The organism is Caldicellulosiruptor naganoensis (assembly GCF_026914285.1).
GTDB classification, from domain to species: domain Bacteria; phylum Bacillota; class Thermoanaerobacteria; order Caldicellulosiruptorales; family Caldicellulosiruptoraceae; genus Caldicellulosiruptor; species Caldicellulosiruptor naganoensis.
In genome coordinates this window covers 396,583-422,561 of the sequence record NZ_CP113864.1, presented here as the reverse complement: position 1 = coordinate 422,561, position 25,979 = coordinate 396,583, and the positions used below count along the sequence as shown (strand labels likewise).

Annotated in this window: 18 protein-coding genes and 1 pseudogene; 3 read left to right on the top strand and 16 right to left on the bottom strand. The window is 36.9% G+C overall.

Annotated features, from left to right (window positions below; translation table 11 throughout):
* Window positions 1-9 precede the first annotated feature (9 nt).
* From OTJ99_RS01985 to nuoE, 10 genes are all read right to left on the bottom strand, one after another.
* The gene (locus OTJ99_RS01985) at window positions 10-612 is read right to left on the bottom strand and encodes a DUF3780 domain-containing protein (RefSeq protein ID WP_045165443.1); all 603 of its coding nucleotides are present in this window, start codon (window positions 610-612) and stop codon (window positions 10-12) included.
* A complete protein-coding gene (locus OTJ99_RS01980) occupies window positions 605-3,847 on the bottom strand; it encodes a DUF499 domain-containing protein (RefSeq protein WP_045165444.1) in 3,243 nt (1,080 codons plus the stop codon). The genes OTJ99_RS01985 and OTJ99_RS01980 overlap by 8 nt, the downstream gene beginning before the upstream one ends.
* Window positions 3,848-4,022: 175 nt before the next feature.
* Window positions 4,023-4,415, bottom strand: coding sequence for a HEPN domain-containing protein (locus tag OTJ99_RS01975; RefSeq protein ID WP_045165445.1), 393 nt, complete (start codon window positions 4,413-4,415; stop codon window positions 4,023-4,025).
* On the bottom strand, window positions 4,412-4,735 hold the full coding sequence (locus tag OTJ99_RS01970; protein WP_045165446.1) for a nucleotidyltransferase domain-containing protein: 324 nt from the start codon (window positions 4,733-4,735) through the stop codon (window positions 4,412-4,414). The genes OTJ99_RS01975 and OTJ99_RS01970 overlap by 4 nt, the downstream gene beginning before the upstream one ends.
* An 80-nt stretch (window positions 4,736-4,815) precedes the next feature.
* Window positions 4,816-5,754 carry a DUF4846 domain-containing protein gene (locus OTJ99_RS01965; RefSeq protein WP_045165447.1) on the bottom strand — a complete coding sequence of 313 codons (939 nt, stop codon included), beginning with the start codon at window positions 5,752-5,754 and terminating at the stop codon, window positions 4,816-4,818.
* A 13-nt stretch (window positions 5,755-5,767) separates the two neighbouring features.
* Window positions 5,768-5,971: a hypothetical protein gene (locus OTJ99_RS01960; RefSeq protein WP_045165448.1), complete on the bottom strand. Its 204-nt coding sequence runs from the start codon at window positions 5,969-5,971 to the stop codon at window positions 5,768-5,770.
* Between the two features lie 436 nt (window positions 5,972-6,407).
* Window positions 6,408-7,619 carry an iron-containing alcohol dehydrogenase gene (locus OTJ99_RS01955; RefSeq protein WP_045165449.1) on the bottom strand — a complete coding sequence of 404 codons (1,212 nt, stop codon included), beginning with the start codon at window positions 7,617-7,619 and terminating at the stop codon, window positions 6,408-6,410.
* A 118-nt stretch (window positions 7,620-7,737) separates the two neighbouring features.
* Window positions 7,738-11,274, bottom strand: a complete 3,537-nt coding sequence (locus OTJ99_RS01950) for an NAD(P)-binding protein (protein WP_045165450.1) — start codon at window positions 11,272-11,274, stop codon at window positions 7,738-7,740.
* 17 nt (window positions 11,275-11,291) lie between these two features.
* The gene (locus tag OTJ99_RS01945; RefSeq protein ID WP_045165451.1) at window positions 11,292-13,046 is read right to left on the bottom strand and encodes an NADH-quinone oxidoreductase subunit NuoF; all 1,755 of its coding nucleotides are present in this window, start codon (window positions 13,044-13,046) and stop codon (window positions 11,292-11,294) included.
* Window positions 13,047-13,060: 14 nt separating this feature from the next.
* Window positions 13,061-13,585: an NADH-quinone oxidoreductase subunit NuoE gene (nuoE, locus tag OTJ99_RS01940; protein WP_045165452.1), complete on the bottom strand. Its 525-nt coding sequence runs from the start codon at window positions 13,583-13,585 to the stop codon at window positions 13,061-13,063.
* Between the two features lie 307 nt (window positions 13,586-13,892).
* Here nuoE and dinB point away from each other — a divergent pair, with 307 nt between their 5' ends.
* Complete coding sequence (dinB, locus tag OTJ99_RS01935) at window positions 13,893-15,128, top strand: DNA polymerase IV (protein ID WP_045165453.1); 1,236 nt, start codon at window positions 13,893-13,895, stop codon at window positions 15,126-15,128.
* A gap of 45 nt (window positions 15,129-15,173) precedes the next feature.
* Window positions 15,174-15,407 carry a hypothetical protein gene (locus tag OTJ99_RS01930; RefSeq protein WP_045165454.1) on the top strand — a complete coding sequence of 78 codons (234 nt, stop codon included), beginning with the start codon at window positions 15,174-15,176 and terminating at the stop codon, window positions 15,405-15,407.
* 6 nt (window positions 15,408-15,413) lie between these two features.
* On the opposite strand, the gene OTJ99_RS01925 is transcribed toward OTJ99_RS01930, so the two are convergent.
* A complete protein-coding gene (locus tag OTJ99_RS01925) occupies window positions 15,414-15,971 on the bottom strand; it encodes a flavodoxin family protein (RefSeq protein ID WP_045165455.1) in 558 nt (185 codons plus the stop codon).
* Window positions 15,972-16,101: 130 nt separating this feature from the next.
* Between OTJ99_RS01925 and OTJ99_RS01920 the strand changes: the two genes are divergently transcribed.
* The gene (locus tag OTJ99_RS01920; protein ID WP_045165456.1) at window positions 16,102-16,452 is read left to right on the top strand and encodes a winged helix-turn-helix transcriptional regulator; all 351 of its coding nucleotides are present in this window, start codon (window positions 16,102-16,104) and stop codon (window positions 16,450-16,452) included.
* Here OTJ99_RS01920 and OTJ99_RS01915 read toward each other — a convergent pair.
* The 5 genes and pseudogenes from OTJ99_RS01915 to glmM form a co-directional block, all read right to left on the bottom strand.
* A pseudogene (locus OTJ99_RS01915) lies at window positions 16,421-18,115 on the bottom strand (IS1182 family transposase). The gene OTJ99_RS01920 and the pseudogene OTJ99_RS01915 overlap by 32 nt on opposite strands.
* Window positions 18,116-18,210: 95 nt before the next feature.
* Complete coding sequence (locus OTJ99_RS01910) at window positions 18,211-19,914, bottom strand: IS1634 family transposase (RefSeq protein WP_045165457.1); 1,704 nt, start codon at window positions 19,912-19,914, stop codon at window positions 18,211-18,213.
* A gap of 587 nt (window positions 19,915-20,501) precedes the next feature.
* On the bottom strand, window positions 20,502-22,205 hold the full coding sequence (locus tag OTJ99_RS01905) for an IS1634 family transposase (protein WP_045165774.1): 1,704 nt from the start codon (window positions 22,203-22,205) through the stop codon (window positions 20,502-20,504).
* Between the two features lie 268 nt (window positions 22,206-22,473).
* Window positions 22,474-24,309, bottom strand: a complete 1,836-nt coding sequence (glmS, locus tag OTJ99_RS01900; RefSeq protein ID WP_045165601.1) for a glutamine--fructose-6-phosphate transaminase (isomerizing) — start codon at window positions 24,307-24,309, stop codon at window positions 22,474-22,476.
* 311 nt (window positions 24,310-24,620) lie between these two features.
* Entirely contained in the window at window positions 24,621-25,970 is a 1,350-nt protein-coding gene (gene glmM, locus OTJ99_RS01895; RefSeq protein WP_045165459.1) for a phosphoglucosamine mutase, read from the bottom strand.
* Window positions 25,971-25,979: the final 9 nt, after the last annotated feature.

The window sequence follows — 25,979 nt, the reverse complement described above, 5'->3', positions numbered from 1 at the left end:
CTGTCAGTATTACTCTTCATATATAACTTTTTGTTCTTTGATGCTTTCAAAGTCAAGCTGTTTAATTTGTTTTTGACTTACTGGATTATCAAGCAAAGCATATTTTAGTGCCATTCTCCAACCTTTTCTGTCATTTACCCTGCCTGTTGCAGCATTTGTAACACCATATAACCACCATCTCTCTTCTGGTCGCAAGCCCTGCCAGTTGACAATTGCAACAGGCACCTGCGAATCATCAGTGCAATCTTCCAGTGCCCAGAGCAAAACCACAAGTTCTTTCCCCAAAAGTCTGTGAACTGGATTTTGCCCAACTTTCCACTTAGATTTCTTAAAACCCTCCTTTTCAAGCCGAAAATTGAACTCCTGTGCAACATAAGGTGCAACTCTCTGCCATAACCATTTGGGAACAATTACTTTGAGCTGGTTGTGAAGAGGACTGTTCTCATCAATATCTTGTACTTCCTTCCCTTCTTGCCATATAAATCTTTCATACACCTTTACTGTTTCGTTCTTCCCTTGAGGAATTACCACCATAAAATGGTGCTGCGTTTCAGATGGAACATATCCAAAGCCAATTGAAGTTGCAGCGTCTTTCTTTTTAGATTTACTCATTCTGTGTTATTGCCTCCTTGAAGTCATTAAGCGTCTTGCCTTTTTGTTTTATCCATTCTTCAAAGTCTTTTGCATCTTCAAATAACAGTTCTGTAATAACAGCTCTCACGTTTTGAATCCCATCACTATAGAAGTTGGTTTTGACCTTTTCAATATGTGTAAAAATCTCGGTTGGTTCTACCCCTTGTGGCTTTTTACATGTCAGGACAATATAGTTATCATCATCTCTATAAATATCAAGAGAATAGGCAACAAACTTTCCTTTGTAATTTTTCAACAGTTCAATTTCTCTTTGAAGTTCTTCTATACTAAAAATCAGAATTTTCTTGCTACCTGAAAGTTTTAATTTGACCGGTTTTGTATAATCAAGTTCTATTTGCTTAATTACTATATTTCCTGTAACATCTCTTCTCACAGGAATATTTTTTATCTCTGAAAAAACACCATCCTTTTCTGCAACCACATTAATTACCCTTGCATTATCTGGAATTGTAATATCACCATTTTCGGCAACTTTGCCATTATAGCGCGGGTTTGAACCATCTGTTGTATACTTCACAGTTGCCTGCGGTGCTGTTCTTATTTTTATGTGAGCTCTGCCTTCTTGGTCGCAAAATCTTATATTATCGTCAAGTAAAATTTCACATTCATATCTCACAATATCACCTTTTGGATGATACCCAGTTGAATCAATGCAAAGGAAACTGAGCTTTACTGCTTTTGTCCTGAACTCATTAATATTTGGCACAACCGGTGAGTTCTCTGATACCTCCTTATCACCCTCTTCATAATGTACAACGTCACCAAACATTGGTATGATCTTTAAAACTACCTCGCCTGTGTCAAAGTCAGGGGATACAAATTGAACTTTTACTGTTGTTTTGTCCTTTGCTGCCTCACCTCTTAAAACAAGCCCTCCACTTTCTTTCCACAAACCTTTTGAAAGCATCTCGCGCTTTAAATTCTCCAGGGCCTCTGGTGGATGCCAGAACCACCTCGCATCCCGCGCTGCTCTTTCAATAATCTCGTTCCAGCTCATTGATTCTCTTGTGAACAAAAGATTTTCTACCTTTTCGCGAAACTCGTCAATGTCATTTACTTCTATGTATTTTTTCCCAAGTAGGACTTTTTGTATGACAATCTCTCCATCTCGGTTGTTGCCAAGAAGAGCCCTAACTCCATCTAACCCTTTTGTACCTTGAGAATCACTATTTTCCCCTGCTGGCAGATATTTTAAATCTTCAGGGATAAGTTCAGCAGTCTGCTTGGTATATGGCCTTTGTGGATAGTAAATCTTGTTGAAAGTCTCTCTTAATGCTGATAAAACCGAATTTTTCATCTTACTCTGCTCATTTTCTGCTCGTTGATATTCTGTGTCAGTCTCTGGAACACCTTCTTTTCTGAGCTCATTTAGCACGTTTTCCCAACACATATACTCTCTTATTCTCTCTAAAAGCGTATTATACATGGTAGTAGAACCTGTTAAAAAGAGAAGTCTATTTTTGTAAGTTTGATTTTGCCAAAAACCAATCAGTGCTGGGTTAAGAGACCCTTTTGAGTCATAAGGCTTTGAAATAATTAGCGTTACATTGTTCATGTCCACATTGATTTTGGATATGTCATTTGGCAAAGCAACAATCTTTTGGTACACCTTCTGATAGCAGTTTAGATTTCTGGGTGAGAAATATTCATAAAGAAGTCTCTCTAACACTGCCTCTGCTTCATCTAATGTATACATACTTTTGAATTTTCTTATACACGCAACTACATTTTCCATTGGTGTAAGATATATTCTGTCGTTTGCATCAATTCTTGTATGTAATGAATTTTGCTTAAATTCTTCAATTATGTTCGCAAGAGAGCTCAAATCTTTGTTTGGTGAGCTCATATATGCAAAAAGTTCACTTGTAGTAAGTCCAAGGGGCGATTTTGTAATTTCGGACAGTGAAGATAGTAAAATCAATTTTGCAACTTCACTTGCCAGTGTTGTGTTATATTTTTGGTCAATAGCCTTTGCAGTTGTAATATGAGCTGTTGAATAAACATCGTGCATAACAGCATTTTCTAAACTCTGCTTAATGTTTGTAATCTCTTCGCGTGTGTTGTAATCGCTCAGGTCAAAGTCATATGGCTCAATGAGATACTTTTGCTTTGCAAGTGCTCCTTCTTCACGATAAAGATATCTTATGTAATGCCTCATAAGACGAATAAGCCCGCGTGTCTGCTGGAAATTTACATTTTCCCTGAATCTGCTAACAAGCTCCATTATTGCAGGATGAAATGGATATGTCCTCTTTATCTCTGTGTAAATTCTCTCAGGCTCAACTGTGGTCTGCCCTTTTTTGTTGCCTTCTTCAATAACCTCCTTGTAGGCTTTTGCAATCTCTTCTACATCTAGATCATTTTCAGGGTCTTGTGGGCACTCCTTGAAAAACCTCTTTCTCAAAATACAGTACACATCATTTGTAACCATATCAACCGGCTGGATAGAAAAGGCAACACGGATTGCTTCTTTGTCAAGTTCTGTTGCTAAAGCGCTTTGTAAAAGTTTCCCACCTTGCTCATACGCTGCTTGAAGGTCTGCCACAACCACCATTACGTTTGAAAGTTCTTTTTTCTGAATGCTATTAAAAAGATTCGAAAGCCCAATCGAAACAACCTTTCCAAAGTTGGTCTCACCAACTGGAATACTCTGGACATACTCAAGATACAGTGGAAGCTCATCAAGCAGTATCAAAAGAGGATCTCCTGCCAAAAGCTCTGTCCACTCTCTATCACCAGGAGCAGACATATGATTTTGTAGGGACTTGTTCAAAATCTCTTGTTTGCCAAGCTGGTTTGCTATCTCTACCCATGGAATAGAACTTGTCCATCTTCCAGTAAATACTGCAAGTCTTATTCTGCCTGTGTACATATATGGGTAATTTTCGCCCAAAATCTTTTTTCTGAGTTCAGGGTATTTTGCCAAAAGACCCAGGGCAATCATGTTATGGGTCTTGCCACCACCCATTGCCTGTCGCAGGACAATTACACCTTGTTCATCGTCAATTCCACTAAATCTTTTGAACGCAACATCAAATAATCTTCTCATACCGTTTGTTATGTATGTTTGTTCAAAAAACTTTTCCGGGTTGATTTTGTCAGAAAGAAGGTCCGAGATTTCCTGAACATCTTCTGAGCTTCTTGTGGTAAATACATCTTCTCTTGGTTTACAAAGATCGAAGAGAGTTTTCATGAAAACACACCTCCAACAACTTATCCAAATTCTCATTATCTTTAATCACTTCTTCAATGGTTTGGTCAAAATAGCTTAGACTTAAGGCACCTGAGTCAGCCAAATAATCTATTTTATTTATTTTCAAGTATTTCACTTTAAAAATCATTACATTTTTAGATAGCTTCTCTTTGATTTAAACTTCAATTTTCTTGAGAATAAATTCTTTGACTAACACTGCTAATTCATAAGAAGCTTTAGCTTCTTCTATCGACGGAATATAAAAATCATCCGGGTATCTAATTTCAACAGCATAAAATGTCAGCTGCTCCACATTTAATTCCTTTAGTTTTAAAAAATCACTATCTTGATGTATACAAAGCTGTAAAAGATATGCTATATCATGAGATTTGCCGACTTTAACATTCTTTGAAGTAAGGTAAGCTTTGAGCAACTTTTCAACTGCTTGTTGAGAATGAAAACAAATAGCACTTGTTACCATCTGATTTTCCTCTAAAGATAGCTCATGCTCTGCAACCTTTAAATCCTCCAGAGCCTTTTTAATCCAATTATTCACAATATCATTCATATTTTTTTCCCCTCAATAAATACTTCATGGCTGAGCGTGTTAACCACTTGTTTCTCAATTTCAAATTCTTTTACAGTCCTAATTAAAATATCAAAAGCAATACACGGAAACTCTTCATGAAGACTTTTATAAAGTGTCCACCATAATTGTTTCTTGTTATACCCGTTATAGTCGTCAATAACTGTAAAAATGTCATAATCACTCTCTTCTGAAAAATCGCTTCTTGATCTTGAACCAAAAATATATACATCTTGCACATTTATGCCAAGATTTTTAAGGTTTTGTATAATTATGCTTTTTACTAATTCCAAGTCAATCATATTTTTCACCTCAAAACATCATTCCCATCTTAATATTTTTATTTTACCAAAAGTGCCTTCTACACTAAAAATACTTTTCTCTAATCCCCAAACCTATAAACCTGATCTTTTGTAAACTGCCATTCTGGTGTTACTAAAACATCACCAAAGTTTATTGAATACCATGGATTGCCATCTTCGTTTGCTGGGTTTTTTAAGATGTGAATGTCTTGGGCTGGCATATAGCTTTGTGCAAGCAGGAATATCTTTTCACCTGTTTTTGGATTTTGAGCCATATCAACTACAATAACGCAATGTCCAGGGTCGCTTCCTTTTAAAAATACATCTCCAATTTGCAAATCACTCAATGGCACTCTTTTCATTTCTTGAGAAAGTGATAGTGTTCCAGCATATGCAAATACCATGTCAAGATACTTTCTAAAGCACGCATAATCATCACAGTATTCAGTCTTCTTTATCCAATAAGCTTTATTTCCTTCAACTTTGATTCTGTAGCCTTGCATCCACTTTCTAAAATCAGCTCTAAAGCCATTTGTGAAGTTAAAATGAATTTTGTCATATTGCCTGTTCTTATAAAGATACTCTGAATAGAGCCTTATGACAGCATCAGCACACTGTTGCAAATCTCTTGTGCCAACATCCATGTCAATTACTGCAACGTATACGTCGTTTGGTTTTTCTTCACCATTATAGTACTTTACCTTTGTGCCATGGGGCTTGAGTGGCAGATTCCTCAAGTATTCAGCAAAAGACCCTCTTGGAACTTCAACTCTTTCATATCCTTCTGGTACCTTTATTCTTTCACTTATTGTTTTGCCATGGCTATTTATCAGACTTTCTTTGTAACTTTGTTCTGATTTATTGGTTGGAAAAGTAATACTACCCTTTTCTTCTAATCTTGGCTTTTTGGCAATTTCAGCTTTTTTCAAGTGAGATTGTTCAGTTGTACAACCAACCATTAAAGAAAAAATAAAAATAGCTGCTGTTGCTAAATATATCAGCTTTCTTAACATCGGCATTTTACTAAGCTCCTTATTTAAACAACTTTTTCAAAAGTGAAAATATGTTAAAAGTTGTTCTGTTATAGATTTTGTTGTACATGTATTTTTTAGGATTTGTTATCCATCCATATCCTCTTGGTGCTTTCAAGCCCAAATTATGTCTTACAAACCTTTTGACGCTTGTCCTTGCAGCTATGCTCTTTCTTATGCTTGGTTTTCTCATACCAAATTTCATCTTTATTGACCACCTTTCAGGCTAAAGCTTTCAATATACTTTTTGATTCAATTGTTTTATTTTCTTTTACAGTATGTACATCAATTAGAAACAGTAAAAGTTTAGCTGTTATATAAATATCTACACTATTCATAGTACCTATCTCTAATTATACCATACACTTGCTAAATTTAAAATTTCCTAAATTGCACATCAACATTTTAGCATCCTTCTCTTTTATGATGTGCTGAGTAGAATGTGAGTTTAGCCTTTGTGAGGACAAAAAAAGCTTAGGTGAATAAGCCTGAAAGGATGCTCTTCTGACAAGTTAATAGAAAGACAAGAAGTCCTAAAGTGTTTATTAATAATGTTGGGGTGGTACTAAAAATGCCACCCCACCTATTGCTCATTATAGAAAAGTCACAGATATTTACTCTTATTTGCCACAATCAAAGTCTCACTTCATTGGGTACAATGATTCTTCGTAAATCTTTTTAATTACTTCTTTGGTTGCTTTAACTGGAGACATTGAAAGGAGTAACCCTAAAGACGGTGTCTCAAGTGCCAAGTCCACAAGATTATCAACGTCGCTCTGGCTAAATCCAAAGTCAGAAAGTTTCTTATCGCACCCCATTGTAAACAACCACTCTTCCACTTTCTTAGCTGCAAATTCTGCCTCTGAAGGCACTCCTTTTAAGTTAGGAACAATTGGTTCATAAACAGATGCCAAAACTTCAGCCTGATATGGATAAATTGTCTTGATTATAGCAGGAAGAAGTGCTCCAAGTCCCAAACCATGTGGAAGTTCAGGCTTTACAGCACTTAGCGGGTGTTCAAGAGCATGTGTAAGATGTAAAAGTCCGTTATCAAACGAGATACCTGCTAATGCTGATGCATACAAAAGGTAATACCTTGCAATAAGGTTTTGTGGCTCATTTATTGCAACAGGTAGATATTTTGCTATAAGCCTTACTGTCTCCTGTGCGGTTAAAATACTGTATGGGGATGCTACCAATGTTGTTGAGGCTTCTGTAATGTGATTGAGCGCATCTACTGTAACTGCAACAGTTTGCGTTTTATCAAGTTTTGTCATAAGCTGAGGATCATCTATTGAGTACAATGGATAGATACAATCATATGCAATTGCAGGCTTGTAATTTTTCTCAGGTATTGTTGCAACAGCAAATCTATCAACTTCTGTACCTGTACCATGTGTCAAGTTTATAGCTATTATTGGAACAGCTTTTTCAGGAGCAAACTTTTGCTCGTAAAGTTCTCTTGCATTCCTGTCTTTGTATTCAAGAAGTACAGCAACGCTTTTTGCGGTATCAATTGGACTTCCTCCACCGATACCAATAACTGCTTGTGCACCAAAACTCTTAGCCATTTCAACCGCTTCTTCGATCATATCAACAGTGGGGTTTGGCCCAACCTTGTCATAAATACAAAAGTCAACTTTCTTTTCTTCCAGTGCAGGCCTTACAACATCCCAGGCTCCACTTATTTTGTACGAGCTTTTGCCAGTTATAAGTATAACTTTATTTATTCCCCTCTTCTTCAAATCCTCCAAGATGTCGCCTATTTTATTAATAGCACCAATTCCGAAATATGTTGTGTTTTTACACCTAAGTTCAAATACCTTGAAAGGATTTATTTTCGTTTCCCACATACAAATTACCTCCTGTTAAAAAATTAACATTCTATTTATTATTATAAACATTGTTTGTTTTTTGTCAATCAAAAATATTAAAAATCAAAATAGGCTCTCTTAACAAGAGAGCCTATTTTTAGTATTTCAAACACTTATCTTGTAAGTATTTTTCAAATCGATTTTTCACTGTGTCAAATACTGCTTTTTCTAAAAAAGCAGGTGCATCCTTCGATACAAATAAGTGCACGGTTTTATCTGAAGTTGCAAACCCTTCTGTATAAAGTATTTGCTGATTATACTTGTTCTCATTTTCGAGCAATTCAACCATTTCGCGGTTTAGTTTCTCTAAGTTATATTGCAAACCAAATAGTTCAGCCAATTTCAACAACAACTCCAAATTAGAAAGCCCACTCTTTGGCTTTAGTACCAAGTTCAGATTTTGTATCTTTCCGTCAGCTCTTGTCACAGTTCCTGTGCTCTCAACATGGCTGACAAGTGGAAGAACAACGTCGGCTTTCTTGGCCGTTTCTGTCAAAAATACATCAGCAACAATCAAACATTCAAGTTTGTCTAAAACTTCTCCCAGGTTCTTATCTGCAGCTTGTGGATCCTCACCTACTATGAACGCAGCCTTGACCTTTCCTTCATTAATCAGCTTTACTATTCCTTCTTTGCCCATTCTAATACCCATATCCCAAGCACCTTGAGTATTGCCAAGGCCAGTTACTTTAATTATACCGCAGCGCGGTCTTCCAATTTTTTGTGTCAATGCTAATATATCAGCAAGCAGTCCAATTGTTGTGTCTGATACACTCTCTTCGTCTACAATCACCATAGCAGTTTTCGCACCAGCTATGATTTTTGCAAACTCACTTGCTTCATCTGTAACTTCAACATTCTTTACATCATCTTTTAGTTTATCTAAATTAACTGCTATTTTAGATACATAATCTTCATCGACAGCTTTCATTTCGAATAAAGCTTTTATTGTGGCCTTGAAAAAGACTGTATTATCTATCTTGTATGTTGCAATCGCCCACTCGTCTGCCCTTGTCTCTCCATTGTTTATTGTAACCAGTTTTGCACCCAATTCAACTGCTTTTTTCAGTTTAGCACCCATTACTGCATGGTTTTCTGTTACCTTGCCAACAGCTACAATAAGGTCAGTAGAGTAAATTTCATCAAAACTATTGGTTGAAGCGTTCAAACCAAATATTCTATCGAGTACAGACTCCCTCAAGTCGAAAGAACCTATTACAGTAGTGTCAAGTTTTTGTGCCAGTTTTGTAAGAAGCAAAGCCTCCTCATTTGTCAACCTCTGTGATGCAATTATTGCTATACTATCCTTACCATATGATGCTCTAACTGCTTGAAGTTTTTTAGCAGTCTCAATCAGTGCTTGGTCAAAAGTGGCTTTAGATAGTTCTCCATTTACTTTAATAAAAGGTGCTAAAATTCTGTCTTTGTCGTTTACATACTTTATACCAAACCTGCCAAAAGCACAAAGCATACCCTCATTTGATTGAACTGGTGATGCATCAAATATCAAATTCCCCTTTGTCTCTACCAGCATTTCACAGCCCATGCCACAGAAAGTACATACAGTTTTTGTAGCAACAGTATTAACTGGTACTTGCTTTGCAACAGGTTGTTTGCCAATACATGCACCTGTTGGGCATATGTCAGCACACTGTCCACAGGATATACAGCTTGTCTCTTCTAACGGCAAACCAAACTCTGGTTTGACTATTGTTTCAAAGCCGCGGTTCACAAATCCAAGCGCGCAAACTCCAACTACCTCTTCACAAACTCTTATGCAAAGACCGCACAAAATACATTTGTCAGGATTTCTTTCAATAAACGGATGCTTCTGAGGCTCATATCTTTTGTGTTTGTAACCTGAAAGCCGCTGAGGATCTACATCGTACTGGTTAACATATTTATAAAGCTGGCACTCAAAGTAATCCATACATCCACACTCAAGACACCTTGATGCTTCTGCAATAGCCTCTTCTTCTGTCATTGTTGATGTTATCTCTCTGAAGTTATTCTTTCTTTCTTCGGCATTTGTTACCTTTAATGGTACTCTTGGTTTTTTCTCTCTATCTTTAAAGTCTTCTGGCGTAAGGTCTTCTTGCTTTACATAATATGGTTCTTTAATTGGCTCTAACTTGCCCCTAAGATAGCTATCGATAACCCTTGCTGCGTTTTTCCCTTGTGCTATAGCTTCTATTGCAATCCTTGGACCTGTTACAGCATCACCACCTGCAAATACACCCTCAAGACTTGTTTGATATGTCCCTTCATCTACCTTTATTGTACCATGTCTTGTAAGCTCCAACCCTTCTACATCTTCCACTCTTACTTTCTGACCAATTGCAGATATAATTGTATCGGCTTCAAAAATAACCTCAGCACCCTCTATTGGTACAGGTCTTCTTCTTCCTGATTCATCCATATCACCAAGTCGCATCCTCTGACACTTAAGCGCCCTGACCCTGCTTCCATCAGTTATTACCTCAATAGGTGCAACAAGGAACTGGAACTTTACTCCTTCCTCTTCTGCTTCTTTTACTTCAATATCCTCGGCAGGCATCTCTTCACGCGTTCTACGATAAAGCACTGTAACCTCTTTTGCACCAAGTCTTATTGCTGTTCTTGCAGCATCCATAGCAGTGTTACCACCGCCAACTACAAGAACACGCTGTCCAAGATTTACTGGCTGGTTCATAGAAACCTTTCGCAAAAACTCAATCCCACCTATAACACCTTCTGCACTGTCTCCTGGACATCCCAGTGTTGAGCTTTTCCAAGCACCAACTGCTAAGAAAACTGCATCATAGTTTTTGCGAAGATACTCTAAAGAAATATCAACACCAAGCCGCATATTAGTCTTAATTTGAACGCCCATTTTTTCAATTAGCTCAATTTCTTTATCCAATATCCTCTTTGGAAGTCTGTATTCAGGTATACCGTATCTTAACATACCACCAGCTTTTGGCATAGCCTCATAAACAACTACGTCATGACCTTCCTTTGCCAAGAAAAACGCACATGTAAGCCCAGCCGGCCCACCACCAACAATAGCAACCTTTTTACCTGTTTTTGGTTTTATCGGCGGTATATAACCATCGTCCAAAAGGTCAATGTCACCTACAAATCTTTTGAGCTCGGCAATAGCAATAGGTTGGTCCACCATATTTCTTCTGCATGCTTCCTCACAAGGGTGTGGGCACACTCTACCTATACTTGCAGGAAACGGCAACTGTTCTTTTATGAGCGCAACCGCTTCTCTAAACTGACCATTTGCAATAAGTCCCACATACCCTTGGCAATCGGTATGAGCAGGGCAAGCCAGGACACAGGGAGGTCTACAATCTCCTCTGTGCTCGGATAACAAAAGCTCTAAAGCCATCTTGCGTGCATTTCTGACACGTGGTGAATTTGTTTTTATAACCATTTTATCAGTAACATATGTTGAACATGCTCTTGCCAATTTAGGTGAGCCTTCTATTTCTACAACACAGAGCCCACATGCACCGTAAGGTTTTAACCTTTTATCATAGCAAAGATGGGGAATCTCTATATTATTCTCATGTGCTACTTCTAAGATTGTTTTCCCTTCCTCGGCAAATATCTCTTTGTTGTCAATGTTCACCCTTACAAGTCGCATAAACATCCTCTCCCTCTTTATTCAACATTGACAGCACCAAATCTGCAAACATTCATACACGTTCCACACTTTGTGCATTTGCTCTGATCAATAACATGTGGTTTTAATCGCTCACCTGTTATTGCTTTAGTTGGACATTTTCTTGCACAAAGTCCACAACCTGTACATTTTTCAGGCAATATAGAGTAGGTTATCAGCGCTTTACATTGCTTTGCAGGACACTTTTTATCTCTTATATGTGCTATATACTCATCTTTAAAATATCTAAGGGTTGTAAGGACTGGGTTTGGAGCAGTCTGTCCAAGTCCACACAGTGAACCGTCTTTAACACTAACTGCCAGTTCTTCAAGCAATTCTAAGTCGCCATCCCTACCCTCGCCATTGCATATCCTATCTAAAATCTCCAGCATACGTCTTGTACCGACACGACAATAAGTACATTTACCGCAGGATTCTTTACAAGTAAATTCTAAGAAGAATCTTGCTATATCAACCATACAGGTAGTTTCGTCCATTACTATCATTCCACCAGAACCCATTATAGCACCAGTTTTTGTTATGCTTTCGTAGTCAACTGGAGTATCTATAAGGTCGGCCGGAATGCATCCACCAGAAGGTCCGCCCATCTGCACTGCTTTAAATGCTTTGTCGTCTTTAATACCGCCACCTATGTTGTATATAACCTCGCGCAGTGACATGCCCATAGGAACTTCAACCAATCCACCTCTTTTTATCTTACCAGCAAGTGCAAACACTTTTGTTCCCTTACTTTTTTCTGTTCCCAAGCTTGCAAAAGCCTTGCCTCCATTTGCGATTATCCATGGCACATTTGCATATGTTTCAACATTGTTTATATTTGTAGGCCTACCCCATAGCCCTGATTGAGCTGGGAATGGCGGTTTTAGTCTTGGCATACCTCTTTCGCCTTCTATAGACGCAATAAGTGCAGTTTCTTCTCCACATACAAATGCCCCTGCACCTTTTTTTAGCTTTATATCAAAGCTAAAATTGGTATTTAGGATATTATTCCCAAGCAGGTTTCTATTTCTTGCCTGCTCTATTGCTATCTCCAGACGCTTTATTGCAAGTGGATATTCAGCACGAACATAAATGTACCCTTCCTTTGCACCAATAGCATATGCAGCAATGGCCATTCCCTCTAAAACTGCATGAGGATCACCTTCAAGGATGCTCCTGTCCATAAAAGCACCAGGGTCGCCCTCATCAGCATTACAAACAACATATTTTATATCTCCACTTGCTTTTCTTGCCGCATCCCACTTAAACCATGTAGGAAATCCTGCGCCGCCTCTACCGCGTAACCCTGAAATCTTTATCTCTTCAATAACCTCTTCAGGCGTCATTGACGTTAGCACTTTTTTAAGCGCTTCATAACCACCATTCTTTATATAATCATCGATATCTTCAGGATTTATTCGGCCACAATTTTTTAGTGCAATTCTTACCTGCGACTTCAATATCGGGTAGGGTTCGAAAGAGGTAGATACAATAAATTCATCAAGCGGTTTTTTGCCAATAACATGGCTTTCAATTATCTTGGGTATTATCTCAGGCGTAACATTGCCATAGGTGTATACATCATCACCATCTATGACATCAACAAGTGGCTCAAAAAAGCAAAGACCAATACAACCTGTTGGTTCCACTGGAATATCAAGATTTCTGGAGCGTAACTCCTGTTGTATACATTCCATGACCTTGTTTCCGCCTGCTGCCATACCACAGCTGCCAAGTCCCACTCGAATTTTCATCTCTGCCACCTCTTCTATACATTTTTCTCTCTTTCATATATCCTACGTATAATCTCCCTTGCCTTATCAGGTGTAAGTTTTCCATATGTTTCACCATTTATCATCATAACAGGTGCAAGACTACAGCAACCAAGACATGCAACCTCTTCTAATGTGAACATCCCGTCTTCTGTTGTATCACCTGGCTTTATATTCAATTCATCACACAGGGCGTTCTTAATCTCTTCAGACCCATTTACATGGCATGCAGTCCCTTGGCATTGTAAGATTACATATTTTCCAACTGGCTTTAACCTAAATTGAGCATAAAAGGTTGCAATTCCATATATCTTAGCCTTTTTTACACCTGTCTTTTCTGAGATGTAATTTAATGCATCTAATGGCAGAAATCCGTAAATCTCTTGTGTTTTTTGTAAAATCGCTATAATGTTACTTTTTTCTCCTTTGTATTCATCCAAAACAGGGTCAAGCAAAGAAAGATCTACTTTCTGGTTTTTAAAATTAGAGGCTAATCTGTTCTCACATTCAGGGCAACTCATATACATCATCCCTTCCTGTATCTAAAAAATCAAAAGCATGATAAGTCTTTCATAGTTAGTCATCAATTTATTATAAATCACTTTTTCACTTTGCACAAGGTTTAGTGGTAACAAAACAGTTCCTTGCCGTCATTCCTTTATTAAACTTTTTCTCCCTGCAAATCTTATTTCAGTATCAAATGGCTATATATTTCGAGTATAAAACAAACCTGAATAGCTTTTTTGAAATTGCCTAATATTTCTATTTACCAAACACATTTTCGGTGATATAATATATACAAACTCTTGTTCTATAGGTGAGAAAAAAGTGGGCAGGGTGATTTTGCACTGTGATCTTAACAACTTCTATGCGTCTGTTGAATGTCTTTACCGTCCTGAGCTGAGAAACAAGCCTGTTGCTGTTTGTGGTGAAAGTGAGCTTCGACATGGAATAGTTCTTGCAAAAAACCAGATTGCAAAATCATATGGTATTCAAACAGGTGATGTTATATGGCAGGCACTGAGAAAATGCCCAAATCTTGTAATTTTAAAGCCTAATTTTCCTCTTTATATCCGATTTTCAAAGCTTGTGCAACAAATTTACTCTGAGTATACAGATTTGATAGAACCTTTTGGAATTGACGAGTGCTGGCTTGATGTGACAGAGTCTACAAAAATTTTAGGAAGTGGCAGAAAAATTGCTTATGAAATCAAAGAAAGAATAAAAACTGAGCTTGGTCTGACGGTATCTGTTGGAGTATCATTTAACAAAGTATTTGCAAAGCTTGGAAGTGACTATAAAAAGCCCGATGCTGTAACAGTTATCACAAAAGAAAACTTTAAACAAATTGTCTGGCCACTGCCTGCAAAAGACCTCTTGTATGTCGGTAGCGCAACAGAAAAGAAGCTAAGTTCAAGGGCAATTTACACAATAGGTGATATAGCCAAAAGCTCACCTGAATATCTTAAAAGAATCCTTGGCAAATGGGGTGAGGTGCTATGGATATTTGCAAATGGACTTGACACAACACCTGTTACTCCCCCACTTTTTGAAGACAACATCAAGGGAATTGGCAATAGTATCACACTGCCAAGAGATTTGACTTGCTACGAAGATGCAGAATACGTTATTCGAATGCTTTCTGAGTCTGTTGCGCAGAGGCTTCGTCAGCAGTATTTAAAATGTTATACAGTCCAAGTTTGGATAAGAGATAGCTTCCTTTTTTCAATAACAAGGCAGGAAAAACTCAAAAATCCTACTTTTCTGGCAAGAGAAATCTCTCAAAAAGCTTTTGAAATATTTAAAAAACACTGGAACTTTAAAAATAGCATAAGGTCGCTTGGCGTAAGAGCTTTAGATCTTGTTTGTGCAAACTCATTTTATCAGCTTGAGTTTGACAGTTTGAAAAAGCTCAAATTAGAACAGCTTGAAAAAGCTATTGACCAAATTCGAAGAAGGTTTGGGCAGAGCGCAGTTTTGCCAGCTATACTTTTGACTAAATCTGACTTGCCTTGCAAGATTCCTCTGCACAACAAAATCCATCCTGTTGCATTTTTCAAATAAAATTTTGTTTTTCAAAATAAACATGGGAGGGTGAAGGTTTTTAAAATGAGAAAAATATTTGTAGAAGTTTATGCTCATTTTTCAAAGGAAGGAGAAATAACCCCCATTTCGTTTGTCTGGCTTGATGGAAAAACATACGAAATTGATAAAATCATAGAAAAAAGACCTGCTGCCTCTTTAAAAGCAGGCGGACAAGGCATAAGATATAAAATCCTTGTCCGCTCAAAAATGCTGTATCTTTTTTGTGATGAGAATAGGTGGTTTGTAGAGCTTGGTTAAATTCTTCTATTTCCCTTTCACAATCTCTTTTCCCACCTCAAAAGCTCTTTCAAGTAATTCTTTTCTATTTGCCACTTCGCCTGCAGGATTTAGGTTATTACTACCTATTATAGCTTTTATCTCCATATTAAATGCCCATTTAAAAAATCCAGCTATTTCGTTCATTATCTTCTCTCCATCTGTGCCGCCGCCTTGAGTATATACAAGCACACACCTTTTGCCAGCAGGTATTCTTGAACCTTCTCCAATCTTTAAAAGAGCATACAGTCTGTCCAAAAAGATTTTTGTCTGGGCAGTCACATAACTCATGTAAATTGGAGAGCCAACAACCAGTGCATCGGCAGAATACAGCGCATCATATATTTTTTGCATGTCGTCCTGCTGCCTACACCTGCCATGTTCTTGACAAAAATTACATCCCTGACAGGGATGAATATTCATCTCGTTTAACTTAAACACTTCCACCTCAGCACCTGCCTCTTTTGCACCGCTTAAGATTTTTTCAACCAAAATTTCAGTATTGCCACCTTTGCGCGGACTGCCAACAATCCCTATTACCTTCACTTTAGAATTCCTCCTTCCCACTGATTACAAATAATATATTATCTACTGTTAGTATATAATTGCAAGTAGGTACTTTTTTGTGATATACTATACTCTAGGTAACTTTAGAGTAAAAAAGGAGCTATGTACATTGAAAAATTCAAATGATAACATACCAGTTTGTCCTGTGGAAATTACGCTGACTTTGATAGGCAGCAAATGGAAAATTCTTATTTTGAGAGAACTTATGCATGGTACAAAAAGGTTTCATCAACTTCTAAAGTCCATAAATGGCATTAGCCAGAAAGTTCTCACACAGCAGCTGCGTTCAATGGAAAAAGATGGACTTGTTATTAGAAAGGTTTACCCAGAAGTTCCGCCAAGAGTTGAGTATACGCTTACAGAGCTTGGGCTTAGTCTAAAACCTATTCTTGATGCAATGTATGAGTGGGGAGAAAAATATAAAAAAATTAAGAGGCTGTCCAAAAACAATAATTTTTAATAACCAAAATCAAGCATTTGATGGTATTTAATGTTAATATTGAACTATGCAGTAAAAAGCAAGAGGGTTGGCTGGCAATTTTGCCCCAACCCCCTATTATTATCTTCGCCAATCTTTCTATGTTATAGGCAATACAAACCAAACTCTACTTTAGCTTCACACCCTTCATACCCCTGAGCAGGAATCTCCTAAACCCTTTATTGTTCTTTATTATCCCAAATACTGTCTCAACTTCTATCTTCCTTTTTTCGTAAATCTCTTCGCCTTCTCTACTTAACAGCCTTTGCCTCACCTCTTCCTTCAATTTCTCTAACCTCGGTCTTATACTAAATCTCTTCTTCCATCTCTTACCTTTATAACATTTTTCTCTGTGTTCACAACCATTACAAATATCTTCACATTGATATACCTTCTCATAACTTACAAATCCTCTCTCATTTGCACTTATCTTCGGATATAAGTATTTCACCTTCTTACCAGCAGGACAAATATATGCATCTTCTTCAGCTATGTACTCCCAGTTCCTTACATTGAAAATATCCTTCTTAAATCTTCTTGTCTGTTCCAAGTCAAATGTGTTATACTTAATGTAGCTATTTATGCCACATTCTTTCAGATGAAGGTAGTTTTCTTCAGACCCATAGCCACTGTCTGCTACAATGTTCTTTGGCATGAAACCTGTTATCTTCGTCACAAGCTCAAGGTGTTCCTTTAGACAGACAGTGTCTGTGGGACTTTGGTGGATGCTAAAACCTATGACAAATCGGTTCTGTGTGCCGATTTGTACATTATACCCGGGTTTTAGCATCCCATTTTTCATATGGTCATCCTTCATCCTCATAAATGTGGCATCATTGTCTGTTTTTGAAAAACTATTCCTGCCATTTAAGATCTGCTCATAAGACTCATATTTCTTGAGTCTTAATACGCAGTTGTTTTGGAGAGTTTTTACAAGCTTTTTCACTCTCCTTTCTTTCCTTTTGCTCCCAAAGTTAGCTTCTGCTATCTTTTGGGAGAGTTCTTCAACTTTTTGTTCAAGCTCTTGGCTATCATAATCAGCTTCTAAATTGACATCCAACTCGCCAAGAATTCTGTCTTCTTCCTCATTTATCCTCTCTATTTCATTAAGAATTTCTCTTACTTTTTCTCTTAATTTCTTTTTGTATGTTCTTGTACTTCTTGCCCATACAAATGTATACTTGTTCGCATTTGCTTCAATCTTTGTCCCGTCAAGGTAGTAATACTCAAAGTTTACATACCCCAGTTTTACAAGAAGTTCAATAACTTGTGCGAAAATCTCTTCAATGCAATCACCTATTATCTCTTTTCTGAATCTATTGATAGTTCTGAAATCAGGGGTTTGAAGTTTTGAAAGCCACATAAAGGTTATATTCTCTTGAAGTGCTTTTGCTATCTTTCTTGAAGAGTATATCCCCTGTATGTAAGCATAGATAAGTACTTTCAAAAGCATCAAAGGATGGTAGCTGGAAGTCCCACCACCTTTGTATTTCTCTACTATGGTTGAGATATCTATTTTATCAATGATTTTATCGATTGCTCTTACTAGATGAGTTTGAGGGATAAAGGCTTCAGGGTCGATTGGCATTATTAATTGGTTGGGGTTATATTCTTTGAAGACTATTTTATCATGTTTGCGTGGCATATTAATCCTCCTTATCTTGACTTTGTCAGTTTGAAGCTCAAAAAGCTTGGGAGGACTGGGATTGACAAAATATGGACCTCAATTTTGTCACTACATCATTTGCTAATACCAATAAATTCTAAGCCTTCCTCATATGTCATGAAGTTTTTTGGACCCTTTATCTTCATTACATTCAGTATATCTCCAGCTTCTCCCTCAATTTTTTGCTTTATCAAATATTTCTTCCCTTTTATCTCTATTTCAAAAAAGTTCATTGAATATATTGCTTCCATTATCCTTTCACTACTTATTCCTTTACCTTTTCTCCTCAAAATATATTCCAATGTCCTTTGCAGTAAAAATGCCAAAAAACATATCACAAAATGTCCTTTTATTCTGCTTTCTGTAAAGTGATATATCGGTCGCACTTCTAAACAGCTTTTCATTACTCTGAATGACTGTTCTATCTTCCATAAATCGTGATATGCTCCTAAAACCTCTTCTACATCCATATCCTTTTTGCTCGTTTGAATTGCATAATAACCGTCAAATTTCTCATCTCGTTTTATCGCTTCCTCATCCAATACATATTCTTCTGATTTTGATTTCTTCTTCAAATATTTCCTTGCACCTTTCTTTTCTAAGGCTGTTATGCTTCCTTTGTTCTCTAAAAGCTCTTTGGCTTTTCTTACCAATCTCTCTCTGTCTTCTTTGTCTTTCTTGGCTCTCTTGCTTGAATACGTTATTATCAAATTCTCTTCTATTTTGAACTCTTTACCCTCTTCATCCTTGACAATATTTGTTCTTTCCAATACCTTATATTTGAATTCATCACCATAAATTTCTTCAGCATTCAAACATCTTTTGCCATCAAGTCTTTTATATCCTTCTTCATTAAAAACTTCATCTAAAATTTCTTTACTTGCATTCTTTAATCTGCTTGCTACTATATAGTCGTACCCAGCTTCTTTTATCATCTTTAAATTTATTCTGCTGTTAAGCCCTTTGTCTGCTACTATTATTATCTTATCTATACTAAATTTTTCCTTCAGCTTCCTCAGTATCTTTACCATCGTCTTGCTATCTATCGTATTACCAGGAAAAAGTTCATACCCTATCGGTCTGCCTTCTTTGTCCACCAAAAGCCCTAATACAACTTGCACTTCATTTACCTTGTTGTCTTTGCTAAACCCAAAATTTTTAAGTTCATCCGCTCTACAACTCTCAAAGTATATTGTCGTCACATTATAAAACACTACATCAACTACCATCTTAAATAAGTCTTTATTTCTCTGATACAGGTATGTCTCTAAATCTTCTTTTACACTGTCAAGAAAATCTAAACACCTGTACAATTGATTCAAATCTATATCCTCTTCAAATCCAAAATATTTGCTTCTCTGATGATAAGTTCTTAGTTTGCTCATTGGCTCTATCAATCTCTGTATGGTCATTAAAAAACTTACTTTGTCTACATCAAATTTTATCTTTCTCTCTTTTGCTGCTTTCCCTTTTAAAAACTTATCAATTTCAAGCTCCTGCCATAACTTTCTGTATACAATGTATCCCCAGTTTTTTACAACTGCATCCGAAATATCTTCTTCAGATTCAATAGTAACAGCTTTTGCATTCTCAGTAGTTGTTTCAGCGACAATATCAGATAGTTTTTTTACAATGTTTTTAAAAGCGGGGTCATCTTTGAGAATATCAAGTCTACCAAAGTTAAATAGTACTCTTTGCTTTAATTTACCATTTTCACGGTAATTTTCGACTAACCTAACATACTGATAACCGCCAGCATTAGTAATTTTGACAAACATATGGCAACTCCTTGAAGATAGTTTGTTATATTGTACCACAAAATATTTAAAAAGTCAAGCAAATTCAGTATATATTAAGCTAAAATTTGTCCCTACATTTTTTAAAATTTTTTATTTTTCTCTTCTTGAAACCCGCATAAATTAAGACTTTGTTATTTTTTGTTAGCTCAAAAACACCTCTTAACTGACAAAGTCAAGATAAAGGCTTCAGGGTCGATTGGCATTATTAATTGGTTGGGGTTATATTCTTTGAAGACTATTTTATCATGTTTGCGTGGCATATTAATCCTCCTTATGTAATCATTTCTGAGATATTATATCATAAATATCTTACAATGTAAATACAGTAAAAATAAAGAGGCTGTCACCTCATCTTTTTAGACAGCCTCTTTTATTACTTTAAATAAAAATCTCTTTCAAATCATTCCACAGTCACACTTTTTGCCAAGTTCCTTGGCTTGTCAACATCGCAGCCTCTTTGCACTGCTGTGTAGTATGCAAAAAGCTCTTGACTTTGTCAGTTTGAAGCTCAAAAAGCTTGGGAGGACTGGGATTGACAAAATATGGACCTCAATTTTGTCACTACATCATTTGCTAATACCAATAAATTCTAAGCCTTCCTCATATGTCATGAAGTTTTTTGGACCCTTTATCTTCATTACATTCAGTATATCTCCAGCTCCTCCCTCAATTTTTTGCTTTATCAAATATTTCTTCCCTTTTATCTCTATTTCAAAAAAGTTCATTGAATATATTGCTTCCATTATCCTTTCACTACTTATTCCTTTACCTTTTCTCCTCAAAATATATTCCAATGTCCTTTGCAGTAAAAATGCCAAAAAACATATCACAAAATGTCCTTTTATTCTGCTTTCTGTAAAGTGATATATCGGTCGCACTTCTAAACAGCTTTTCATTACTCTGAATGACTGTTCTATCTTCCATAAATCGTGATATGCTCCTAAAACCTCTTCTACATCCATATCCTTTTTGCTCGTTTGAATTGCATAATAACCGTCAAATTTCTCATCTCGTTTTATCGTTTCCTCATCCAATACATATTCTTCTGATTTTGATTTCTTCTTCAAATATTTCCTTGCACCTTTCTTTTCTAAGGCTGTTATGCTTCCTTTGTTCTCTAAAAGCTCTTTGGCTTTTCTTACCAATCTCTCTCTGTCTTCTTTGTCTTTCTTGGCTCTCTTGCTTGAATACGTTATTATCAAATTCTCTTCTATTTTGAACTCTTTACCCTCTTCATCCTTGACAATATTTGTTCTTTCCAATACCTTATATTTGAATTCATCACCATAAATTTCTTCAGCATTCAAACATCTTTTGCCATCAAGTCTTTTATATCCTTCTTCATTAAAAACTTCATCTAAAATTTCTTTACTTGCATTCTTTAATCTGCTTGCTACTATATAGTCGTACCCAGCTTCTTTTATCATCTTTAAATTTATTCTGCTGTTAAGCCCTTTGTCTGCTACTATTATTATCTTATCTATACTAAATTTTTCCTTCAGCTTCCTCAGTATCTTTACCATCGTCTTGCTATCTATCGTATTACCAGGAAAAAGTTCATACCCTATCGGTCTGCCTTCTTTGTCCACCAAAAGCCCTAATACAACTTGCACTTCATTTACCTTGTTGTCTTTGCTAAACCCAAAATTTTTAAGTTCATCCGCTCTACAACTCTCAAAGTATATTGTCGTCACATCATAAAACACTACATCAACTACCATCTTAAATAAGTCTTTATTTCTCTGATACAGGTATGTCTCTAAATCTTCTTTTACACTGTCAAGAAAATCTAAACACCTGTACAATTGATTCAAATCTATATCCTCTTCAAATCCAAAATATTTGCTTCTCTGATGATAAGTTCTTAGTTTGCTCATTGGCTCTATCAATCTCTGTATGGTCATTAAAAAACTTACTTTGTCTACATCAAATTTTATCTTTCTCTCTTTTGCTGCTTTCCCTTTTAAAAACTTATCAATTTCAAGCTCCTGCCATAACTTTCTGTATACAATGTATCCCCAGTTTTTTACAACTGCATCCGAAATATCTTCTTCAGATTCAATAGTAACAGCTTTTGCATTCTCAGTAGTTGTTTCAGCGACAATATCAGATAGTTTTTTTACAATGTTTTTAAAAGCGGGGTCATCTTTGAGAATATCAAGTCTACCAAAGTTAAATAGTACTCTTTGCTTTACTTTACCATTTTCACGGTAATTTTCGACTAACCTAACATACTGATAACCGCCAGCATTAGTAATTTTGACAAACATATGGCAACTCCTTGAAGATAGTTTGTTATATTGTACCACAAAATATTTAAAAAGTCAAGCAAATTCAGTATATATTAAGCTAAAATTTGTCCCTACATTTTTTAAAATTTTTTATTTTTCTCTTCTTGAAACCCGCATAAATTAAGACTTTGTTATTTTTTGTTAGCTCAAAAACACCTCTTAACTGACAAAGTCAAGAATAAAGAGGCTGTCACCTCATCTTTTTAGACAGCCTCTTTTATTACTTTAAATAAAAATCTCTTTCAAATCATTCCACAGTCACACTTTTTGCCAAGTTCCTTGGCTTGTCAACATCGCAGCCTCTTTGCACTGCTGTGTAGTATGCAAAAAGCTGCAGTGGCACAACTGTCAAAACTGGTGCTAAAATGTCAAGCGTTCTTGGAATATACAAAACATGGTCTGACACATTTTCTATGTCGGTATTTCCTTCCTGCGCAACAGAAAGTACAACAGCACCACGGGATTTTACCTCTTTTATGTTGCTTACCATCTTTTCAAAAAGCTTCTCTTGTGTTGCAAGCGCAATTACAAATGTTCCGTCTTCAATCAGTGCTATTGTTCCATGTTTTAGCTCACCTGCTGCATATGCTTCTGAGTGAATGTATGAAATCTCTTTGAGTTTTAAAGACCCTTCCATTGCAACTGCAAAGTCCAAGCCTCTTCCTAAATAGAAGATGTCTTTTGCATTGAAATGCTCTGATGCATATTTTTGAATGTTCTCCTTGTGTGTCAGAACATACTCAACCTTTTCAGCAAGTCTTTTTATCTCATCTCTGATATTTGCAAACTCTTCATAAGAAATTGTTCCAAGCTTTGTTGCAAAGTCAAGCGCAATAAGATACAGGCATATTAGCTGTGTTGTGTAAGCCTTGGTTGATGCAACCGCAATCTCTGGTCCTGCCCATGTATAAAGACAGTCATCTACCTCTCTTGCAATTGATGACCCAACAACATTTACAATCCCAAGCGTTCTTGAACCTCTTGCCTTTGCTTCTCTCATTGCAACAAGTGTGTCTATTGTCTCACCAGACTGGGAAATTACAATTGTTAATGTATTCTCATCTACTATTGGGTCTCTGTATCTGAACTCACTTGCTATATCAACCTCAACAGGGATTCTTGTGAGCTTTTCAATGACATGTTTTCCGACAATTCCCGCATGGTATGCTGTACCGCATGCAACGATAAATATTTTGTTGAGTTTTTGCAAATCTTCTTTTGTAATATTAATTCCATCAAGGTTCACTTCAAAACCACTATCTGGGAGCCTTCCTGTCAAGGTATCTCTGATAGCCTTGGGTTGTTCCATTATCTCTTTTATCATAAAATGTTCATAGCCGCCCTTTTCTGCACTTGATACATCCCATGTAACATGAAATACCTCTTTTTTAACTGGCTCTTTTTCAGTGTTTACAATCTCTACCTTATCCTTTGTCACAATGGCAATCTCATTTTCTTCAAGAATATAGGTATTTCTTGTGTACTCAAGGATTGCTGGGATATCTGATGCTATGAAGTTTTCACCCTGGCCAAGTCCCACAATTAATGGACTGTCTTTTCTTGCTGCAAGTATCATATCCGGTCTGTCAAGGCAGAGAACGCCAAGCGCATATGACCCTTGAATCTTTTCAAGAGTCTTTATAAATGCATCTAAAATGTCACCGTCATAGTAATACTCTATAAGATGAGCAACAACCTCAGTGTCTGTATCAGATGAAAAAGTGTAACCCTTTTTTATGAGAAATTCTTTTAGCTTCAAATAGTTCTCTATGATTCCGTTGTGGACAATTGCAATCTTGCCGCTTTGACTCACATGGGGGTGCGAATTTTCATCAGATGGCTCACCGTGTGTTGCCCACCTTGTATGACCAATCCCAACAAAACCTTCAATGGGATTTTGATTTAGCTTCTCTTCCAAAATGGTAAGTCTTCCTTTTGTCTTTACTATGTCAATCTTTGATTTATCTATATCGATAACTGCCACACCGGCAGAATCGTATCCCCTGTACTCAAGTCTTTTAAGCCCAGAGAGCAAAATAGGGACACAGTTTTTTGTACCAACATAGCCAACAATTCCGCACATTGTTTTTGTCCTCCTCTTGAGCTTTATATTTAATTTCCAAGCTGCTATTTTCTCATAGCCAATACAAGGATATAAGCCTTTTTTCTTTCTGCCTTTGTCCCAGAAGTTGCCTTCCGGGGTTTGTAGCAGAAAGTCACGAGGGAAAAAGGCAAAACCCCGCTGGGGCACCCGCCGAAAACCTCGATTCTCCCCAGTCCTCGTCAACCTCTGGAAAAAATACGCAAAGGCAATAGCGCTATAATTTCCAGAGGTCCTGGCGCTTTGAAAAAGCCTTTAGTTTAAAAGGCCTTTTTAACTTGGCCTAAAAAGTCTTATGAAAGCCTTGACTCAATCAAGCTTGCAAGATTATCTGCATCTTTTTTAATCTCTTCATAGTCTTCACCTTCAATCATTACCCTGATTAAAGGCTCTGTGCCAGATGGTCTTATCAAGACTCTTCCTTTGCCGTTTAGCTTTTCTTCAACCTTCTTGATTGCCTCTAAAATTACAGGGTCTTTTGAATAAAGGTCTTTCTTTCTATTTTCAACCTTAGCGTTTACAAGCACCTGAGGATATACCCTCATGATCTTTGCAAGGTCAGAAAGCTTTTTACCACTCTCTTTTATAATCTTTGTCAGCTGAAGGCTGGTTAAAATTCCATCGCCTGTTGTTGCAAAGTCTAAAAGTATTATGTGGCCTGACTGCTCGCCGCCAATTGAATACCCGTTTTCGAGCATCTTTTCAAGAACATACCTGTCTCCAACTTTTGTAACTTCGAGGTTGATGCCAAGTTCTTTTGCTGCAACAAAAAGTCCCATGTTGCTCATGACTGTCACAACCAAGGTGTTGCGACTTAGTCTTCCCTGCTGTTTTAGGTTTTGTGCTAAAAGAAGCATTATTTTGTCCCCATCAATAGTATTGCCCTCTTCATCAACAAAAAGCGTCCTGTCTGCATCACCATCATATGCAATGCCAAAGTCAGCTTTGTTTTTAACAACTTCTTGCTGGAGCATTTTGAGGTGTGTAGAGCCACACTCTTTGTTGATGTTTGTACCATCTGGCTGGTTGTTTATTACTACAACCTCTGCACCAAGTTCTTCAAAAACCTCTGGAGCTATTTTATATGCTGCACCATTTGCACAGTCAATGACAATCTTAAGTCCTTTGAAGCTTGCACCATTTAATGTTGATTTTAAGTATTCTTGATAGTCCTTTTTAAGGTCAACCTTATTTACCCTGCCTATCGCATCAAATTGAGCGTGTGGAACCTCATCCCATTTTTTGTTTAAAATAATGTCCTCAATTTTTTCTTCAATCTGGTCAGAAAGCTTGAAGCCCTGGGAATTAAAAAACTTAATACCGTTGAATTCATAAGGATTGTGTGATGCGGAGATCATAATCCCTGCATCAAACCCGTGGGATTTTACCAAGTGAGCTATTGCAGGTGTTGTGACAACTCCTGCTAAGTACACATCTGCTCCGACAGATGTAAGTCCGGCACAAAGGGCAGCTTCCAGCATATCACATGAGATTCTTGTGTCCTTGCCGATTAAAATTTTGGGCTTTTGCTTAGTTTCAGTGAGCACATACGCTCCAGCCCTTCCCAAGTCAAACGCAAGTTCGCATGTAAGTTCTTTATTTGCAACGCCTCTCACACCATCTGTCCCAAAAAGTTTTCCCATTCTCGTCCC

Excerpts from the sequence above, each read along its gene's own strand:
- OTJ99_RS01985 (WP_045165443.1), bottom strand. The coding sequence starts at position 612 with ATGAGTAAATCTAAAAAGAAAGACGCTGCAACTTCAATTGGCTTTGGA.
- OTJ99_RS01980 (WP_045165444.1), bottom strand. The coding sequence starts at position 3,847 with ATGAAAACTCTCTTCGATCTTTGTAAACCAAGAGAAGATGTATTTACC.
- OTJ99_RS01975 (WP_045165445.1), bottom strand. The coding sequence starts at position 4,415 with ATGAATGATATTGTGAATAATTGGATTAAAAAGGCTCTGGAGGATTTA.
- OTJ99_RS01970 (WP_045165446.1), bottom strand. The coding sequence starts at position 4,735 with ATGATTGACTTGGAATTAGTAAAAAGCATAATTATACAAAACCTTAAA.
- OTJ99_RS01965 (WP_045165447.1), bottom strand. The coding sequence starts at position 5,754 with ATGCCGATGTTAAGAAAGCTGATATATTTAGCAACAGCAGCTATTTTT.
- OTJ99_RS01960 (WP_045165448.1), bottom strand. The coding sequence starts at position 5,971 with ATGAAATTTGGTATGAGAAAACCAAGCATAAGAAAGAGCATAGCTGCA.
- OTJ99_RS01955 (WP_045165449.1), bottom strand. The coding sequence starts at position 7,619 with ATGTGGGAAACGAAAATAAATCCTTTCAAGGTATTTGAACTTAGGTGT.
- OTJ99_RS01950 (WP_045165450.1), bottom strand. The coding sequence starts at position 11,274 with ATGCGACTTGTAAGGGTGAACATTGACAACAAAGAGATATTTGCCGAG.
- OTJ99_RS01945 (WP_045165451.1), bottom strand. The coding sequence starts at position 13,046 with ATGAAAATTCGAGTGGGACTTGGCAGCTGTGGTATGGCAGCAGGCGGA.
- nuoE (WP_045165452.1), bottom strand. The coding sequence starts at position 13,585 with ATGAGTTGCCCTGAATGTGAGAACAGATTAGCCTCTAATTTTAAAAAC.
- OTJ99_RS01930 (WP_045165454.1), top strand. The coding sequence starts at position 15,174 with ATGAGAAAAATATTTGTAGAAGTTTATGCTCATTTTTCAAAGGAAGGA.
- OTJ99_RS01910 (WP_045165457.1), bottom strand. The coding sequence starts at position 19,914 with ATGTTTGTCAAAATTACTAATGCTGGCGGTTATCAGTATGTTAGGTTA.
- OTJ99_RS01905 (WP_045165774.1), bottom strand. The coding sequence starts at position 22,205 with ATGTTTGTCAAAATTACTAATGCTGGCGGTTATCAGTATGTTAGGTTA.
- glmS (WP_045165601.1), bottom strand. The coding sequence starts at position 24,309 with ATGTGCGGAATTGTTGGCTATGTTGGTACAAAAAACTGTGTCCCTATT.
- glmM (WP_045165459.1), bottom strand. The coding sequence starts at position 25,970 with ATGGGAAAACTTTTTGGGACAGATGGTGTGAGAGGCGTTGCAAATAAA.